Annotated in this window: 16 protein-coding genes; 11 read left to right on the top strand and 5 right to left on the bottom strand. The window is 63.8% G+C overall.

Annotated elements, in window-relative coordinates; all coding sequences use genetic code 11:
* The first annotated feature begins 159 nt into the window (after positions 1-159).
* From G9408_RS04005 to G9408_RS04030, 6 genes are read left to right on the top strand one after another with little or no spacing between them, the layout of a single operon-like run.
* Positions 160-2,022, top strand: a complete 1,863-nt coding sequence (locus tag G9408_RS04005) for a 2-oxoacid:acceptor oxidoreductase subunit alpha (protein ID WP_168452781.1) — start codon at positions 160-162, stop codon at positions 2,020-2,022.
* Positions 2,019-3,056, top strand: a complete 1,038-nt coding sequence (locus G9408_RS04010) for a 2-oxoacid:ferredoxin oxidoreductase subunit beta (RefSeq protein ID WP_168452782.1) — start codon at positions 2,019-2,021, stop codon at positions 3,054-3,056. The genes G9408_RS04005 and G9408_RS04010 overlap by 4 nt, the downstream gene beginning before the upstream one ends.
* A 59-nt stretch (positions 3,057-3,115) precedes the next feature.
* Positions 3,116-4,105: a metal-dependent hydrolase gene (locus tag G9408_RS04015; protein ID WP_235957461.1), complete on the top strand. Its 990-nt coding sequence runs from the start codon at positions 3,116-3,118 to the stop codon at positions 4,103-4,105.
* Positions 4,102-5,490 (top strand): cryptochrome/photolyase family protein, encoded by a 1,389-nt coding sequence (locus G9408_RS04020; RefSeq protein ID WP_168452783.1) that lies wholly within the window; start codon positions 4,102-4,104, stop codon positions 5,488-5,490. Before G9408_RS04015 ends, G9408_RS04020 begins: the two co-directional genes overlap by 4 nt.
* A 35-nt stretch (positions 5,491-5,525) precedes the next feature.
* Complete coding sequence (locus G9408_RS04025) at positions 5,526-6,806, top strand: SAM-dependent methyltransferase (protein ID WP_168452784.1); 1,281 nt, start codon at positions 5,526-5,528, stop codon at positions 6,804-6,806.
* 20 nt (positions 6,807-6,826) lie between these two features.
* Positions 6,827-7,999, top strand: coding sequence for a serine hydrolase domain-containing protein (locus G9408_RS04030; protein ID WP_168452785.1), 1,173 nt, complete (start codon positions 6,827-6,829; stop codon positions 7,997-7,999).
* A gap of 37 nt (positions 8,000-8,036) precedes the next feature.
* On the opposite strand, the gene G9408_RS04035 is transcribed toward G9408_RS04030, so the two are convergent.
* From G9408_RS04035 to purF, 3 genes are read right to left on the bottom strand one after another with little or no spacing between them, the layout of a single operon-like run.
* A complete protein-coding gene (locus G9408_RS04035) occupies positions 8,037-8,423 on the bottom strand; it encodes a hypothetical protein (RefSeq protein WP_168452786.1) in 387 nt (128 codons plus the stop codon).
* A gap of 60 nt (positions 8,424-8,483) precedes the next feature.
* Positions 8,484-9,218: an SDR family NAD(P)-dependent oxidoreductase gene (locus G9408_RS04040; protein WP_120216357.1), complete on the bottom strand. Its 735-nt coding sequence runs from the start codon at positions 9,216-9,218 to the stop codon at positions 8,484-8,486.
* 4 nt (positions 9,219-9,222) lie between these two features.
* Positions 9,223-10,680 (bottom strand): amidophosphoribosyltransferase, encoded by a 1,458-nt coding sequence (gene purF, locus G9408_RS04045; protein WP_168452787.1) that lies wholly within the window; start codon positions 10,678-10,680, stop codon positions 9,223-9,225.
* Between the two features lie 142 nt (positions 10,681-10,822).
* Between purF and hisI the strand changes: the two genes are divergently transcribed.
* The 5 genes from hisI to G9408_RS04070 all read left to right on the top strand — a co-directional run bounded on the left by hisI (position 10,823) and on the right by G9408_RS04070 (position 15,640).
* Positions 10,823-11,203, top strand: coding sequence for a phosphoribosyl-AMP cyclohydrolase (gene hisI, locus G9408_RS04050; RefSeq protein WP_168452788.1), 381 nt, complete (start codon positions 10,823-10,825; stop codon positions 11,201-11,203).
* Entirely contained in the window at positions 11,187-11,729 is a 543-nt protein-coding gene (locus tag G9408_RS04055) for a hypothetical protein (RefSeq protein WP_235957462.1), read from the top strand. The genes hisI and G9408_RS04055 overlap by 17 nt, the downstream gene beginning before the upstream one ends.
* 66 nt (positions 11,730-11,795) lie before the next feature.
* Complete coding sequence (locus tag G9408_RS04060; RefSeq protein ID WP_120216354.1) at positions 11,796-12,227, top strand: MerR family transcriptional regulator; 432 nt, start codon at positions 11,796-11,798, stop codon at positions 12,225-12,227.
* A gap of 53 nt (positions 12,228-12,280) precedes the next feature.
* Entirely contained in the window at positions 12,281-14,083 is a 1,803-nt protein-coding gene (locus G9408_RS04065; protein ID WP_168452789.1) for an acyl-CoA dehydrogenase C-terminal domain-containing protein, read from the top strand.
* A gap of 45 nt (positions 14,084-14,128) precedes the next feature.
* Complete coding sequence (locus G9408_RS04070) at positions 14,129-15,640, top strand: phospholipase D-like domain-containing protein (protein ID WP_168452790.1); 1,512 nt, start codon at positions 14,129-14,131, stop codon at positions 15,638-15,640.
* Between the two features lie 96 nt (positions 15,641-15,736).
* Here G9408_RS04070 and G9408_RS04075 read toward each other — a convergent pair whose 3' ends face one another.
* Positions 15,737-16,588, bottom strand: a complete 852-nt coding sequence (locus tag G9408_RS04075) for an HpcH/HpaI aldolase/citrate lyase family protein (protein ID WP_168452791.1) — start codon at positions 16,586-16,588, stop codon at positions 15,737-15,739.
* A gap of 139 nt (positions 16,589-16,727) precedes the next feature.
* The gene (locus G9408_RS04080; RefSeq protein WP_168452792.1) at positions 16,728-17,177 is read right to left on the bottom strand and encodes a MaoC family dehydratase; all 450 of its coding nucleotides are present in this window, start codon (positions 17,175-17,177) and stop codon (positions 16,728-16,730) included.
* Positions 17,178-17,276: the final 99 nt, after the last annotated feature.

The following is a 17,276-nucleotide window of genomic DNA, read 5'->3' on the forward strand; positions in this document are numbered from 1 at the left end:
TGCGCAGCTATTCGGCATCACCGCAGATAATTCAATCGCAATTCGCAACCCATTCGGACGTTTGAAGTTTGCAGCGCACAATTTTTTCTGAATTGCGGCATCGCGCCCACAGGCCTAGGCCAGCGTCACAGGTTCGCAAGATTCAAGGCAGAAGAAAAGATGGCGACAGCGGTAGTGGACGAAGCCGACAAGCGGCAGTCCCCCCTTTCGGATGCGGTGGTAGTCAGATTTGCAGGCGATAGCGGCGACGGGATGCAGCTGACCGGTGGTCAGTTCACTTTGTCGTCGGCGCTCGCGGGCAACGACTTTGCGACCTTCCCCGATTTCCCCGCCGAGATCCGCGCCCCGCAGGGCACGTTGTTCGGGGTGTCGGCCTTCCAGATCAATTTCGGTTCGTCGGCGATCGATACCGCGGGCGATGCGCCCGACGTGCTCGTCGCGATGAACCCTGCGGCGCTCAAGACCAATGTGCCGTCGCTCAAACCCGGCGGGCTGATCATTGCCGACGAGGGCGAGTTCAACGATCGGAACCTTGCCAAGGCGAAATATGACGCCAACCCGCTCGATGACGGCAGCCTGGCCAAGTGGCAGCTGCTCAAGCTCAACATCAGCCAGCTCACCATGGACGCGGTCAAACCCTTCGGGCTTGGCAACAAGGAAGCGCTGCGCTGCAAGAATATGTGGACGCTGGGGCTGGCGCTTTGGATGTTCGATCGTGATCGCCAGCCGCTGATCGACTGGCTGAATGGCAAGTTTGCGAAGGCACCCGATCTTGCGGCGGCTAACATCGCGGCGCTCAACGCGGGCCACGCCTATGGCGAGACCGCCGAGCTCGCGGGGCCGCTGAAGCAGCATCATGTCGATCCGGCGCCCGTTGCACCGGGCCTCTATCGCACGCTGACCGGCGCCGAGGGGATCGCACTTGGCCTCGTCGCAGGGGCGCAGCTTGCGAAGCTGCCGATGTTCTTTGGCGGCTATCCGATCACCCCGGCGTCGGCGATCCTGCATCATCTGTCGCGGCTCAAGGAATATGACGTCACAACCTTTCAGGCCGAGGACGAAATTGCCGCCATCTGCTCGGCAATCGGTGCGAGCTACGGCGGTGCGCTCGGTGTGACGTCATCGTCAGGACCCGGTATCGCGCTGAAGGGCGAGGCGATGGGCCTTGCGATCATGACCGAGCTGCCGCTCGTCATCGTCAATTCGCAGCGCGGGGGTCCCTCGACCGGCCTGCCGACGAAGACCGAACAGTCGGACCTTTATCAGGCGGTCTATGGCCGCAACGGCGACTCCCCGATGCCCGTCATTTCGGCGCGCTCGCCCGGCGACGCGTTCGATTGCGCGATCGAGGCGGTGCGCATCGCGGTGCAATATATGACCCCGGTGATGCTGCTCACCGACGGCTATATCGCCAACGCCGCCGAGCCGTGGGCGGTGCCGGATCTGACGACGTACGAGGCTTTCCCGGTCGAGTTCCTGACCGAGGTGCCCGACGGCGGCTTCAAACCCTATGGCCGTGACGACAAGCTCGCGCGTCCATGGGTCAAGCCTGGCACGCCGGGCCTGCTCCACCGCATCGGCGGGATCGAGAAGGAAGTCGACACCGGCCACATCAATTATGCGCCGGGCAATCATCAGGCGATGACCGACATCCGCAAGAACAAGATCGACGGCATCAAGGTGCCCGACCAGATCGTCGAGCTGGGCGCCGAGGGCGGCAAGCTTGCGGTTGTCGGCTGGGGCTCGACCTTCGGCCCGATCCACCAGGCGGTGCGTCGCAAGCGCGCCGAGGGTCTTGACGTCAGCCACGTTCACATCCGTCATATCTGGCCGCTGCCCGCCAACCTTGGCGAATTGCTCAAGAGTTTTGACAAGGTGATCGTGCCCGAGATGAACACGGGGCAGCTCAAGACCGTGCTGCGCGACCAATATCTGGTCGATGCCAAGCCCGTGAACAAGGTGTCGGGTCAGCCCTTCACCATCGCCGAAATCGAGGCCGCCATCGAGGAGGCATTGAAGTGAACCAGGTTACTCCGATCACCCGCGCCACCACGCTCAAAGATTGGGAAACCGATCAGGAAGTTCGCTGGTGCCCCGGCTGCGGCGACTATGCGATCCTGAAAGCGGTGCAGCGCACGATGCCCGAAATCGGCACCGCGCCCGAGAACACCGTGTTCATCAGCGGCATCGGCTGCTCGTCGCGTTTTCCCTATTATATGGAAACCTATGGCTTTCATACGATCCACGGCCGCGCGCCGGCGTTCGCAACGGGGCTGAAGCTTGCCAACCCGAACCTCGACGTGTGGATCGTCACTGGCGACGGCGACGGACTGTCGATCGGCGGCAACCACACGATGCACCTCATTCGCCGCAATCTCGATTGCCAGATCATGCTGTTCAACAATGAGATTTACGGGCTGACCAAGGGGCAATATTCGCCAACCAGCCGGGTCGGCACGACGAGCCCGTCGACGCCCTATGGCTCGGTCGATCGCCCGGCGCAGCCCGCCGCCTTCGCGCTCGGCGCGGGCGCGCGATTCGTGGCGCGTGGTTTCGACGTGTCGAAGGAACTGCCGAACGTGCTGAAGGCCGCGCATGCCCATAAAGGCGCCGCCTTTATCGAGATTTTCCAGAACTGTATCGTCTATAATAAAGACGTGTTCGAGGATTTCGCGGCGCCGAAGGGCGCCGAGGATCGCCAGCTGTGGCTCAAGCATGGTGAGCCGATGCTCTATGCCAAAGGCACCAAAGGCATCGCGCTCGATGCCGACGAACTGCACCTCAAGACCGTCGATGTCGTCGATGGCGACTGGGAAGCCGCGGGCGTGATCGTCCATGACGTCACCAACCGCAGCGTCGCGCACATGCTCGTCGAGATGCGCTTCGGCGAATTTCCGATGGCGCTTGGCGTGCTTTACGACGATCCGCGCCCGACCTTCGAGGCCGACGTATGGCGCCAGAATGCAGCGGCGCGCGAAGGCAAGACCGCCGATCTCCAAGGCCTGCTGAAAAAGGGCCAGACGTGGACGGTGACCGAAGGCGGCCCGGAGCTGTAGTCGCGGCGTAGGTGGTTCGCATAAGCTGGCGGATGAACCGGTCCGCATAACGCATTGCAATGCCGCCCGATCCGCGCCACCAAGCGGCGATGGATAATCTGACGCACAGCCTTGTCGGCGCGCTTCTCGGCCAGATGGGGCTCAAGAAAAAGACGGGGCTGGCGATCCCGACGCTGATATTGGCGGCGAACCTGCCCGACGTCGACGCCGCGTGTCTGGCGTGGCTCGACGGGGTTCAACATCTGGGGTTTCGGCGCGGGATTACGCATGGCCCGATCGCGCTGCTCGTTCTGCCGATATTGCTGTGGGCGGCGATGCTGGCATTCGATCGCTGGCAGACGAAGCGCGGCAAACGCCCGGCGGCACGGCTGCCGATCGACAAGGGCTGGTTGCTGGCGCTCGCCTATATCGGCTGCCTGAGCCACCCTGCGCTCGACTGGCTCAACAATTACGGCATCCGCTTGCTCGAACCCTTTTCGTCGCAATGGTTTTACGGCGATACGATCTTCATCATAGACCTGTGGATATGGATTGCGCTGGGTCTGTCGATCTGGCTGTCGCTGCGCCGCGAACGGGGCGGGGCGGCGAACTGGCAGCGGCCCGCGTGGGTCGGCTTCACCGCGGTCTGCGCCTACATCTTTGCCAACGGCCTGATCACGGGCGCCGCTGAACGGACAACGGCGAGCGCGCTGGCCGCGGGCGGACACCCCGACGCGCTGGTCGTCGCGAGTCCGCCGCCTCTTGCCTTCTGGCAACGCGACATCTTTTGGCGCACCGCGGACCGTTATGGGAGCGGGAGCTTTACCCCCGGCGTGGGCGGCAATCTGGACATCGCCGGTCAGCCGACCGGAATGGATGATCCCCGCCTGAAAACCTGGCTGATGGGCGATCCCGGTGCCCGCGCTTTCCTTTTCTGGGCGCGGATGCCCGTTGCGCAGGCGGACGGCGACGCGATTCTGCTGCGTGACCAGCGGTTTATGCATCCTCTGGCGCAGGATCGTTTTCAGGTTCGGCTGACCGCACCCGACACCGCTACGCGCGACGAATGACCGCGCCGAGCATAATCTGGTTTCGCCGCGATCTGCGCCTTTCCGATCAGGCGGCGGTCATGGCGGCCGCAGCGGCTGGGCCGGTGATCCCGGTGTATATCCTCGACGATGAAACGCCCAAGCATCGTCGCATGGGCGCGGCCTCGCGCTGGTGGTTGCACCATAGCCTTGCCAGCCTCGACGCCAGCCTGCGCGAAAAGGGATCACAATTGGTGTTGCGGCGCGGGCGCTGTGACGAGCAGCTCGCTATGATTGCCGAAGAAACCGGCGCAAGGTCGGTCCATTGCCTGCGCCACTATGAGCCCTGGTGGCGCAACGCCGAAAAAGCTGTGGCGAAGCGGCTCGACCTCGTCTGCCACGATGGCAATTATTTGCTTCCGCCCGGATCGCTGATGACCGGAGGCGGGACGCCATACAAGATCTACACGCCATATTGGCGCGCGCTTAAAGAACAGATGCCGCCGCCGGAGCCGTCGAACCGCCCGCGCGACATCGCGGCGCCGGGCGCGTGGCCCAATTCGGATGCGCTGGCGGACTGGGGGCTGCTGCCGACCAAGCCCGATTGGGCTACCGGTTTTGCGGCCGAATGGGAGCCGGGCGAAGCGGGCGCGCGCAAGCGGATCGCGGCATTTGTCGATGAGGCCGCCGATTACGACCGCCAACGCAACCTGCCGTCGCGCGAGGGCAGTTCGCGCCTGTCGCCGCACCTTCATTTCGGCGAGGTGTCACCCGCGACGATCTGGCACCGGACCGCCGATGCCGGCGGCTCGGTCGATGTCTTTCTCGGCGAAATCGGCTGGCGCGACTATGCGCAGAACATCATCCTGCAGTTTCCGGACTATGGCAGCCGCAGCGCGCGCGCGGCGTTTGACGATCATTTGCCGTGGCGCAGCGGCGCCGCGGCCGACGCTGACCTCGCCGCATGGCAGCGGGGGCGGACTGGCTATCCAATTGTCGATGCGGGGATGCGCCAGCTGTGGGCGACGGGATGGATGCACAACCGCGTCCGGATGATCGCCGCAAGCTTCCTGATTAAGCATCTGCTGATCGATTGGCGACAGGGCGAGCAATGGTTCTGGGACACGCTGGTCGATGCCGATTATGCCTCCAACGCCGTCAACTGGCAGTGGGTCGCGGGGAGCGGGGTCGACAGCAATATGTTCCCGCGGATCATGGCGCCGCTAACCCAATCGGAAAAATTCGACGCTGCGGGCTATATTCGCGAGTGGGTGCCGGAACTTGCCGAACTCACCGAGCCCGCGATCCACGATCCCGAAGCCTTCGGCCAGCGTCCGCAATCCTACCCGGCCAAGCTCATCGGTCACCGTGAAGCACGCGAACGCGCGCTGGCTGCTTATGACGTCATGAAGGCGCGCGGCAACTGATTGTCAGGCGCCCGACTTTGGGGCAGGAAGACGCTATGAACACGCATGTCAGCCCGCGCCGCGGCAAGCAATTGCTTCGCGCCGACCGCGCCTATCGCAGCGGCGGCGCGCTGGCGCGGCTGCTGGCGTTGGCGCCCGCGGGCCTGTTCCATCGCCTCCTCGACCGGATCGACGCAGGCCTCGCGCTGGGTACGATTGAAGCGCATACGCCCGATGGCAGCGTCCGTTTGCTTGGCGGGCGCGGAAAGGGGCCGACCGCGGTCGTGCATCTGCACAGCTGGGCCGCGTTGGCGCGCCTCGCAATGTCGGGGTCGGTGGGTTGGTACCGCGCCTGGGACGCGGGGGAGTGGACATCGCCCGATCCGGTGCCGCTGTTCGATCTGTTCATGCGCAACGGCGAATCGCTGGGCGACGTGGCGCGCGCGCGTGGGCCGCTGCGCTGGCTCAACAAGATCGCCCATATCCTTAATCGCAACAATCGCCGCGGTGCGAAGCGCAACATCCATGCCCATTATGATTTGGGCAATGATTTCTATCACTTGTGGCTTGATCATGCGATGAACTATTCCAGTGCGCTGTTTGCCGATCCGGCGCAATCGCTGGAAGAGGCTCAGACCAGCAAGGTCGACGCGATCCTTGACCGGCTCGACTTGCGGTCGGGCAGCCGCTTGCTCGAAATCGGATGCGGCTGGGGTGCACTGGCGGAGCGGGCGGTCGAACGGCACGATGTCATCTACACAGGCATAACACTGTCGCCGGCGCAGGCCGAGATTGCCGACGCGCGCCTTGTCGCGGTGGACCTGTCGGGGCGGTCGCGGATCGAGCTTTGCGACTATCGCGACGCGCAGGGTCCCTATGACGCGATCGCCAGCGTCGAAATGGTCGAAGCGGTCGGCCAGGCCTATTGGCCCGCCTATCTCGACGCGGTCGCGCGGCTGCTCCGCCCCGGCGGCAAGGCCGCGATCCAATATATTCTGATCAACGATGCGCTGTTCGAGCGCTATGCGGCGAGCAGCGACTTCATCCAGGCCTATATCTTCCCCGGGGGCTGCCTGATCTCCGAAAGCCGGTTCCGCGCGTTGGCTGAGGCCCGCGGTCTGGCGTGGCGCGACGTTCACCATTTCGGCGAGGATTATGCCGAAACGCTCCGCCAGTGGCGCGAGCGTTTCGACGCGGCGGTCGCCGCCAATCAGCTCCCGTCCGGTTTCGACGACCGTTTCGTACGGCTCTGGCGTTATTATCTGCAATATTGCGAGGGCGGCTTTCGCGGCGGCGGCATCGACGTTGCGCAAGTGACGCTGGAAAAAACAGCCTGAAAACAGGGGAGAGGCAAGCTATGCGACGATATCTGGCAGCGGCGTTTTTGTGCGCGGCGGCGACCGCCTGCACGGCACCCGCGTCCACCCAAACCACCGACACGCTGCCAAAGGATATGAATGTGCTGTTCTGGACCCAGGATCAACGCGACCTTGCTTTCCGGACGATGGAGACCGTCCCGAAAGTGGTGGTCAATACTGTCGAAGCGGGTGATGTCGTCTATCCGTTGCCGCAGGGTCAACCTATCGATCTGGGTTCAGACGTCGATGCCTATATGGCCAAACAGCGCCATGCCGGGCTGATCATCGTCCAGGATGGCAAGATCCGGCTCGAGAAATATGCGCTCGGCTATGGCGCCGCGGGGCGCTGGACCAGTTTTTCGGTCGCAAAGAGTTTCACCTCGACCCTCGTTGGAGCGGCGGTGAAGGACGGCTATATCAAGAGCCTCGACGACAAGGTCACCGTCTATATCCCCGGGCTCAAGGGATCGGCCTATGACGACGTGTCGGTGCGCCAACTGCTGACCATGACATCCGGCGTCAAATGGAACGAGGATTATACCGATCCCAAATCCGACGTCGCGCTGTTCAATATGCAAAAGCCCATTGCGGGCGAAGACGTAACCGTCAGCTATATGAAGACTTTGCCACGCGACGTTCCGGCGGGGTCGACATGGCTATACAGCACGGGCGAGACCAATTTGATCGGCGTGCTGGTGTCGAGTGCGACGGGCAAAAGCTTGTCGGCCTATCTTTCCGAAAAGATCTGGAAACCGTTCGGGATGGAGCAGGATGCGGTCTGGATGCTTGGGGCAACCGGGCATGAGATCAGCGGTTGCTGCATCTCCGCAAGCCTGAAGGATTATGCGCGGCTTGGCCAGTTTGTGCTCAACGACGGCGTTGTGGACGGGGTCCGGATCGTGCCGGATGACTGGTTCAGCAATGCGACGACGAAGCAGGCCGATATCGGCCTGCCGGGCCGCGGTTATGGCTATCAGTGGTGGACGAATGACGATGGCAGCTTCGCCGCGCAGGGCATCTTTGGTCAGGGCATCTTCATCGATCCGAAGCGCAAGCTGGTGATCGCGTCGAACGGCAACTGGCCGACGGCGACCGATCCCGAAGGTGTCGGCGCGGCGCGCGAGGCGTTCTACAAGAGCGTGCAGGCGGCGGTGGATCGGGAAGCGAAATAGGGTTCGCCGCCCCCGCGAAGCCGGGGGCAACGGTCATTCAGTCGGCGATCATCGCTGTCGCGCGCTGCGCCAGCCATACTGCCGCGAGCGGCACTGCGACACCCAGCGCCATGATCCACCATGTGTCGGCAAGCGTTACCGCACGATAGAGCGCTGCGCCGATCACCGACCCGGCGACGATCCAGCCCGCGCCGGTTCCCGCCGATATCCGCATCGCAAGCCATCCCCCGGCGAAGCTGCCGATGAACCAACCGACGATCAGAGCGATGGTCGAGCCGAGCGGAATCAGAATTTCGCCGCTCTCGACATCATATTCGGACGGCGAAATTTCGCTGCCGGCATATTGCGCCAGCCAGATGAGCCCGAAAGCAACGACAATCCCGATTACCGCCGCGATCGCCGATCGCAAAATATCCTTGGTCATAGCTGCGCCCTTGCAAACCCGTCTTGTCGGCTGCCTTAGTGCCGGAAAACAAAGATGGCGTTAAGCCTTTTCCATGACCTTGGGCAGCGCGTGGAATGCAGTGCTGTCAAAGCCCTTGACCATCAGATCGGCAACGAAGGTCCCGACCGCTGCGGGCTCCTTGATGCTGTTCGCATCTTCGCCGGGATAAGCGCGCGCGCGCATCTGCGTGCGCGTCCCGCCGGGGTCGAGGATCGCGGTCCGCACCGTCGAAATATTGCGCATCTCGGCGCCGTAGCTGGTCACGAGCGTCTCGAGCGCAGCCTTCGATGCGGCATAAGCGCCCCAATAGGCGCGGGGTTCGCGCGCGACGCCGCTAGACAGCGCCAATAGACGGCCGTTCGCGGCGCGGCGCAGCAGCGGGTCGAAATTGGCGATCAGCGCCTGCTGCGCGATGAGGTTCAGCGTCAGCAGCTTGTTGAATTCCTTGCCGTCGATCGCCGCCACCGGGGTGAGCGTGCCGAGCATGGCGGCGTTGAGCACCAGCATGTCGAGCTGTTGCCAGCGTTCGGCCATCGCGCTGGCCAGCCGCGCGATGCTGTCACCATCGGTCAGGTCGAGCGGCGCGATCGTCGCGGCGCCGCCTGCCTCGTGAATACGGTCTTCGAGCGCTTCGAGCCCGCCCGCGGTGCGCGCCGTAATCACGACATGTGCGCCGCGCGCGGCCAGCGCTTCGGCGATCGCTTCGCCGATGCCACGGCTCGCGCCGGTGACGAGCGCGACCTGGCCCGCCAATTCTTCAGTCCTGATAGTCATGATGTCAGACAACCCGTTCGGCAAGCAGCGAAAATTGATCGTCCAGCCCATGCTCGTCGAAGTCGGTCAGCGTGGTCGGATAATCGCCGGTAAAGCAGGCATCGCAATATTGCGGTGCGTCGTGATGCCGCTCGGCTTCGCCGAGTGCGCGATACAGGCCGTCGATGGTCAGGAAGGACAGGCTGTCGGCGTTGATGAAATTGGCCATTTGCCCAACCGTCATCTGCGCCGCCAGCAGCTTGGCGCGCTCGGGCGTGTCGACACCATAGAAGCAGCTATGCTGGGTCGGCGGGCTGGCGATCCGCATATGGACTTCAGCAGCGCCGGCATCGCGCATCATCTGCACGATCTTCAGGCTGGTCGTCCCGCGCACGATCGAATCGTCGATCAGCACGATGCGCTTGCCGGCGATCAGCGCGCGGTTGGCATTGTGCTTGAGCTTCACGCCCAGATGGCGGACCTTGTCGCCCGGCTGGATGAAGGTGCGCCCGACATAGTGCGAGCGGATGATCCCGAGTTCAAAGGGGATGCCCGATTCCTGGGCATAGCCGATCGCTGCCGGGGTTCCCGAATCGGGTACAGGAATGACCAGATCGGCGTCGACCGGGTTTTCGCGCGCCAGCTCGGCGCCGATCGCCTTGCGCACCGAATAGACGCTGGTGCCGTCGACGATCGAATCGGGGCGCGAAAAATAGACATATTCAAAGATGCACGGCCGCGCGGACTGATCGGCAAAGGGACGGTGCGAAGTCAGCTGGCCGTCGCGGATGATCACCAGCTCGCCGGGTTCGACCGAGCGGACAAACTCGGCGCCGACGACATCGAGCGCCACCGTTTCCGATGCCAGGATATGCGCGTCGCCCAATTTGCCGATGACAAGCGGACGGATGCCGAGCGGATCGCGGCAGCCGATCATCCCCTCGGCGGTGAGGCAAATCAGCGAATAGGCGCCCTCGACCTGTTTCAGCGCGTCGATGAACCGGTCGAGCAGCGAGCGATAGTTCGACGTCGCGACGAGGTGAATGATCACCTCGGTATCGCTGGTCGACTGAAAGATCGAACCGCGGCGAACGAGCAGCTTGCGCAGCGCGGCGGCATTGGAAATATTGCCATTGTGCGCCACCGCGAAGCCGCCCGTCGCGAGGTCGGCGAACAGGGGCTGGACATTGCGCAGCGCGGTTTCACCGGTCGTCGAATAGCGGACATGACCCACCGACGATCCGCCCTGCAACTGGCGCATGATGTCGTCGCGGTCGAAATTGCCCGCGACATGGCCCATCGCGCGGTGGGTGTGGAATTCCTTGCCGTCGAACGCGGTGATGCCGGCGGCCTCTTGGCCGCGATGCTGCAGCGCGTGCAGGCCGAGCGCAACGACCGCGGCGGCGCTGTCGGCGCCATGAATACCAAAGACGCCGCACTCCTCGCGGAGCTTGTCGTCATCGAAAGGGTTGGTGGTGAGCATGATGGTCCAGCAACGAGGGCAGTGACTGGCGCGCATATAGGGACGGTTATCGCAAATGTCGCCCCCCTATTCACGATATTGTCACGCCATGTTCAAACGACGGGATGACAGGGGTCGGGCTTGTGCTCTAAAGCCCCGAAACATGGACCAGCAGCGCGACACCGCCGACCGATTTCTGCCGCGTTTCGACGCTGCCGGATTGGTGACTGCCATCGTTACCGATGCCGACACCGGGGTGCTGCTGATGGTCGCGCACATGAACGCCGAGGCGATCGAGCGGACACAGGCGACGGGCCAGGCGCATTTCTGGTCGCGGTCGCGCGCGGCGCTATGGCGCAAGGGCGAGACGTCGGGCAACGGATTGACCATGATCGAAATGCGCGTCGATTGCGATCAGGACGCGCTGCTGCTGCGCGTGAAGCCCGCCGGCCCGGCTTGCCACACCGGGCGCCGGTCGTGCTTTTATCGCCGTGTCGAGGCCGACGGGGCACTGACGTTTCTGGACGATGATGCGCAAGGCTGAGCTCGCGCTGGCATTCGGCATATTGCTCGTCGCCGCGTGCGAGCGGCATGCGCCGGATCGGAGCGAGCCGGGGATCGACGCCGACAACCCGCTGGAGATCGCCGCGCGCGAACGCGGCGTCGTCAGTCCCGACGCGACGACGCCGGTCGGTGTGTTCGAGCGTTCGCACGATCTGGGCCGCGACGCGATGTGCGTCGTTCCCGACGGAGCGGGTCAGTGGCGTTTTGCGGTGACCGCAGCATTCGGGACGACTTTGTCCTGTTCGGCGACCGGCACGATCGTGCGCGACGGCGACGGCTGGCGCATGCGTTTTGCCGGAGCGGACGGCTGCGAGGCACTTGTGCGCGAAGAGGAGGATGAGCTTCGCCTCCCCGGAAGCTTGCCGCCGCAATGCGCCGCGCTCTGCCCAGCCCGCGCGTCGCTGTCGGGTTTGCGGTTGCCGCGCGCGAGCTGGTCCGCCGACGATGCGCGGGGCTTGCAGATCCGCGACGGGCAGGGCAATATGCTGCAACCGTGTGGGGGCTGAACGGTCCCGATATGCGCCGATTTGCCGGTCTTGACGTTCACGTCAACGGAAACTAGTTTCCTCGGCATGACCGAAGCCTACGGCCACTCCCATATCGATACCCCCGACCATCTGGGGCGCGAACAATTCAGCATCACCGACTTGTCGACCGAGTTCGGCGTGACCGCGCGTGCGCTGCGCTTTTACGAAGATGAAGGGCTGATCAGCCCGTCGCGCAAGGGATTGTCGCGCATCTATTCGAAACGCGACCGGGCGCGGCTGGCGTGGATCCTGCGCGCCAAGCGTACGGGGTTCAGCCTCGCCGACATTCGCGAGATGATCGACCTCTACGACGTCGGCGATGGCCGCAAGTTGCAGCGGCAGGTCACGATCGAAAAATGCGAGCAGCGCATCGGCCTGTTGCAGCGCCAGCGCGACGACATCGACAGTGCTGTCGAGGAATTGTCGCGGTTCATCGATATGGTGAAAAAAGTCGACGCGAGCCAAAAGGCCGGTTGAGCCTCTCCCCAGGCAAGCTAACATTGCCAACCTGATTTTCAGAAGGATTTCCCATGCCCGTCTATCGCGCGCCTGTGCAGGACAGCCTGTTCCTCCTCAACGATGTGCTGGGGGTTGAGCGCTACGCCAACCTGCCCGGTTTCGCCAACGCCTCCCCCGACATGATCGAGGCGGTGCTGACCGAAGCCGGCAAATTCTGTCAGGAAGTGCTGTTCCCGATCAACCAGTCGGGCGACTTGGAAGGTTGCACGCGTCACGACGACGGATCGGTGACCACGCCGAAGGGGTTCAAGGAAGCCTATAAGGCCTATTGCGACGCCGGCTGGACCTTGCTGACCCAGCCCGAGGAATTTGGCGGGCAGGCGCTGCCGCATGTCGTCGGATTTCCGGTCGAGGAATATCGCATGGCGGCGAACCAGGCCTTTGCCATGTATCCGGGGCTGACCCAGGCCGCGGTCGCGGCGATCCTGGTCAAGGGATCGGACGAGCAGAAGGCGACCTATTGCCCCAAGATGATTTCGGGCGAGTGGGGCGGGACGATGAACCTGACCGAACCGCATTGCGGCACCGATCTGGGGCTGATCCGTACCCGCGCGGTACCCAACGGCGACGGCAGCTATGCGATCACCGGGACCAAGATCTTCATTTCGTCGGGTGAACATGACCTGACCGAGAATATCGTCCACCTTGTCCTCGCCAAGACCCCCGACGCGCCTGACAGCGTCAAGGGCATCTCGCTGTTCATCGTGCCCAAGTTCCTGGTCAATGACGACGGCTCGCTCGGCGACCGCAACGCGCTGCAATGCGGATCGATCGAGCACAAGATGGGCATCCACGCCAATTCGACCTGCGTGATGAACTATGACGGCGCCAAGGGCTGGATGGTCGGCGACGAGAATAAAGGCCTCGCCGCAATGTTCGTGATGATGAACGCGGCGCGCCTTGGCGTCGGTATCCAGGGGCTGGGGCAAGCCGACATCGCGTTCCAGAATGCGGTGGCCTATGCGCAGGACCGCCGTCAGGGCCGCGCGCTGACCGGGCCGCAAGACCCGCAGGAAAAGGCCGACCCGCTGTTCGTCCACCCCGACGTGCGCCGCATGCTGATGGACGCCAAGGCGACCGTCGAGGGACTTCGCGCGCTGTGCCTGTGGGGCGCGTTGCAGGTCGATCTGGCGCATGTCGCGGAGACCGAGGAGGAGCGCCAGCGCGCCGACGACCTCGTCAGCCTGCTGACCCCGGTGATCAAGGGTTATGGCACCGACAAGGGCTATGACGTCGCGACCAATGCGCAGCAGGTGTTCGGCGGCCATGGCTACATCGAGGAATGGGGCATGAGCCAATATGTCCGCGATGCCCGCATCACGATGATCTACGAAGGCGCCAACGGCGTGCAGGCGATGGACCTCGTCGGACGCAAGCTCGCGCAGAATGGCGGGCGCGCGATCCAGGCCTTCTTCGCGGTCATCGACGGCGAGTGCGCGCGCGCCAAGGACAATGAGGCGCTGGCCGATTTTGCCGGGCGGCTTGAAAAGGCGAACGGCGAACTCAAGGCCGCGACGATGTGGTTCATGCAAAATGGCATGGCGAACCCCAACAATATCGGCGCCGGCGCGCATCATTACATGCACATCATGGGCATCGTCGCGTTGGGTTCGATGTGGCTGATGATGGCCGAAGCGGCAGGAAAAGCGCTCGCCGAGGGTCGCGGCAACAAGGCGTTTCTTGAGGCCAAGCTGGTCACGGCGCGCCATTTCGCCGAACGCTTCCTGCCCGATGCGGGATCGCTGCGCCGCAAGATCGAGGCGGGCAGCGACGCGATGATGGCACTGACCCCGGAACAATTTTACGCCGCCTGATCGCGCCCAATGGAACGATCGCCGACGCCATGCGTGGCGTCGGCGATGAGCGATACCGAACGCCCGCGCACTTTGGCTCCGATCGTCGCCACCGGGCGGAACTGCTGGCGTATCGAGCGGGCGAACAAGGCGCGGATGATTGTCGATGCAGCCGACTATTATGCGCTTCTCGAACGGTTGATGGCGGGCGCGAAGGAGCGCATCCTGCTGATCGGGTGGGATTTCGATCCGCGTATTCCGCTCATCCCGGATGAGCGGGGCAAAGGCGAATCGCTCGGCCACTATCTCCTCCGCCTCGCCAAGGATCAGCCGAAGCGCGACATCGACATTTTGCGCTGGAACTTCGGTGGGCTGAAGCATCTGTTCGTGCCGTCGATCGTCGCGATGGTGCTGCGCTGGAAAATGACCCGGTCGATCAGCTTCCGGCTCGACAGCGCGCATCCGGTCGGGTGCAGCCACCATCAAAAGGTTGCGGTGTTCGACGATCATCTGGCGGTGTGCGGCGGCATCGACGTCAGCTCGGTGCGCTGGGACACGCGCGACCATGTCGACGACGACCCGCGGCGTACCGGCCCCAACGGCAAACCCTATATGCCGTGGCACGATTCGACGATGATTCTGTCGGGACCGATTGGCGAGGCGCTCGCCGATCTCGGCAACGAGCGTTGGCAGCGTGCGACGAAGAAGCCGCTGCGCGACCTGAGCGGCGCTGGCGAGAATTGGCCTGACGATCTTGAACCCGATTTCACGGACGTCGATGTCGCGATCTCGCGCACCAGCGCCGAATATGATGGCCGCGCCGAGGTGCGCGAGAATGAGCAGCTTTATCTCGACATGATCGCCGCGGCGCGGCGCTTCATCTATTTCGAGAATCAATATTTCACCAGCGGCGCGATTGCCGCGGCGATTGCGGCGCGGCTCGACGAGGACGACCCGCCCGAATTTGTGATGGTGATGCCCAAGACCGCCGACGGGTGGCTGGAGCAGATGGCGATGGATGCGGCGCGGGTGCAACTGGTCCGCTCGATCGCCAAGTCACGCCACGGCGATCGGCTGAAGGTCTATGTCCCGCACACCAAGGGCGGCGAGCCGATTTATGTCCATGCGAAGACCGCGATCGTCGACGACCGGTTGCTGAGGATCGGATCGTCGAACCTCAACAATCGGTCGATGGGGCTCGACAGCGAATGCGACGTCACGATCGATGCGGCGTTAGCGGCGAACAAGGGCGTCGAGCCGGTGATCGCAAGACTGCGCGAGTCGCTGATGGCCGAGCATCTGGGGGTGGCCGAGAAGGATGTAGCGGCGACGTTCGAGCGCACCGCATCCTTGATCGATACAATCGAGGCGTTGCGCGGAGAGGGGCGGTCGCTTGAGCTTCTGGACCTAGTTCCGCCTGGCCCGCTGGACGAGTTTATCGCCGACAATGAAGTGCTCGATCCGACCAGCCCCGATGCGATGTTCGAAAGCATCGCCGAGCGCGGGCTGAAAAAGAGCTGGCACCGCGGGCGCAGCTGGATGAAGCGGCATCGGCCGTTTGGGCGTAAGTCGACCTGAATTCCGTTTGTGTCGAGCGAAGTCGAGACACGTGAAGGCATCCACCTACTCAACGTGTCTCGACTTCGCTCGACACGAACGGAAATGGGGTGGGGGTCAATCCGCCAGCGACAAAATATGCTTCGCCTGTTTGAGGTGCGGGGCATCGACCATCTTGCCGTCGACCTGGAGCACACCGACGCCCGGCTGCGCCGCAAAGGCGTCGACGATCGCCTGCGCGCGGGCAACCTCGTCGGCGGTGGGGGTGAAGGCGGCGTTGATTGCGGCGACCTGTGACGGATGGATCGCCATCATCCCGGTAAAGCCGTCGCGGCGCGCGCGGGCGGCGTAGGCGGCGAGGCCCGCTTCGTCCTTGATCGCCGGGAACACTGTATCGATCGCAGCGACACCCGCGGCGTGCGCGGCAAACAGCGTCAGTGCGCGCGCGACATCATAGGGCGCGGTGTAGCTGCCATCGGCCTCGCGGCTGGTGGTGGCGCCGATCGCGGCGGGCAGGTCTTCGGCGCCCCAGGTCAGCCCGAGCAGGCGGTCCTTCGCCTCGCGGTAGCTGCCGAGGGTGAAGATCGCCGCAGCGGTTTCGGTCGCGATCGGCAGGATAGGCGGCAGCGAGGCGTCGGGCGCCGATTCGCTGCGCAATATCGTGTCGAGCTGCGCGATGCTCGGCGCGCCTTCGGCCTTGGGCAGCATGATCGCGTCGGGTCGCGCCGCGATGATCGCGGCGACGTCGGCGGCGGTCAGGTGGCCGTCGAGCGGATTGACGCGCACCAGCGTGATGACTTCGCGTTCGGCGGCGAGATAGTCGGCAATGGCGTGCCGCGCCGCATCCTTGTTGGCGAGCGAAACAGAATCCTCGAGGTCGAGGATGATGGCATCGGCGCCCGACGCGGCCGCCTTGGCAAAGCGTTCTGGGCGGTCGCCGGGGACGAAGAGGAGGGAACGTAGTCTCATGATCCGATCCTCCCCGGGATGGGGAGGGGGACCATCCGAAGGATGGTGGAGGGGGTTTTCGTCATGGCGCAAAGTGTGAGGGCGCGCTCCCCCTCCGTCAACCCTGCGGGTTGCCACCTCCCCGCGAGCGGGGAGGATTTCACGGTCGTTTCTTCACCAGCGTTGAACGCTCGCACTGACACACAAGTTCATCGCGCTGGTTGAGGCAGCGGTGGAGGAAGGTAACGATCCCGGCGTTGGGCCGCGACTTCGATTCCTTGAGCCCGATCACCTCGCTTTCCGCGCGCAGCGTGTCGCCGATGAACACGGGCTTGGGCATCACCAGCTTGTCGTAACCGAGGTTCGCGACGAGCGTGCCGAGCGTCGTGTCGCCGACCGACAGCCCGACCATCAGGCTGAAGGTGAAGGTGCCGTTGACGAGGATCTGGCCGAATTCCGACGCCTTCGCTGCCTCGATGTCGAGGTGAAGCGGCTGCGGGTTGTGCGTCATCACCGTGAACAGCAGATTGTCGGTCTCGGTGACGGTGCGGCGGATGTCGTGGGTCAGCGTGTCGCCGATGGTCCATTCGTCGAAAAATTTGCCGGGCATCACTTCACTCCATAACTTGTCATGCTGAACTTGTTTCAGCGTCCATGGCCCGTCCTCTCGTCTGGCGCTGCGTCTATTCTGACGTCCGGCCATGGACCC

It is taken from the genome of Sphingopyxis microcysteis (assembly GCF_012274265.1).
GTDB lineage: Bacteria > Pseudomonadota > Alphaproteobacteria > Sphingomonadales > Sphingomonadaceae > Sphingopyxis > Sphingopyxis microcysteis.

Bases quoted from the DNA above. Each gene is read 5' to 3' on its own strand.
- G9408_RS04020 (WP_168452783.1), top strand. From the start codon at position 4,102: ATGACCGCGCCGAGCATAATCTGGTTTCGCCGCGATCTGCGCCTTTCC.
- G9408_RS04015 (WP_235957461.1), top strand. From the start codon at position 3,116: ATGCCGCCCGATCCGCGCCACCAAGCGGCGATGGATAATCTGACGCAC.
- G9408_RS04065 (WP_168452789.1), top strand. From the start codon at position 12,281: ATGCCCGTCTATCGCGCGCCTGTGCAGGACAGCCTGTTCCTCCTCAAC.
- G9408_RS04055 (WP_235957462.1), top strand. From the start codon at position 11,187: ATGATGCGCAAGGCTGAGCTCGCGCTGGCATTCGGCATATTGCTCGTC.
- G9408_RS04070 (WP_168452790.1), top strand. From the start codon at position 14,129: ATGAGCGATACCGAACGCCCGCGCACTTTGGCTCCGATCGTCGCCACC.
- G9408_RS04080 (WP_168452792.1), bottom strand. From the start codon at position 17,177: ATGCCCGGCAAATTTTTCGACGAATGGACCATCGGCGACACGCTGACC.
- G9408_RS04030 (WP_168452785.1), top strand. From the start codon at position 6,827: ATGCGACGATATCTGGCAGCGGCGTTTTTGTGCGCGGCGGCGACCGCC.
- G9408_RS04035 (WP_168452786.1), bottom strand. From the start codon at position 8,423: ATGACCAAGGATATTTTGCGATCGGCGATCGCGGCGGTAATCGGGATT.
- G9408_RS04075 (WP_168452791.1), bottom strand. From the start codon at position 16,588: ATGAGACTACGTTCCCTCCTCTTCGTCCCCGGCGACCGCCCAGAACGC.
- G9408_RS04040 (WP_120216357.1), bottom strand. From the start codon at position 9,218: ATGACTATCAGGACTGAAGAATTGGCGGGCCAGGTCGCGCTCGTCACC.
- G9408_RS04025 (WP_168452784.1), top strand. From the start codon at position 5,526: ATGAACACGCATGTCAGCCCGCGCCGCGGCAAGCAATTGCTTCGCGCC.
- G9408_RS04060 (WP_120216354.1), top strand. From the start codon at position 11,796: ATGACCGAAGCCTACGGCCACTCCCATATCGATACCCCCGACCATCTG.
- G9408_RS04005 (WP_168452781.1), top strand. From the start codon at position 160: ATGGCGACAGCGGTAGTGGACGAAGCCGACAAGCGGCAGTCCCCCCTT.
- purF (WP_168452787.1), bottom strand. From the start codon at position 10,680: ATGCTCACCACCAACCCTTTCGATGACGACAAGCTCCGCGAGGAGTGC.
- hisI (WP_168452788.1), top strand. From the start codon at position 10,823: ATGGACCAGCAGCGCGACACCGCCGACCGATTTCTGCCGCGTTTCGAC.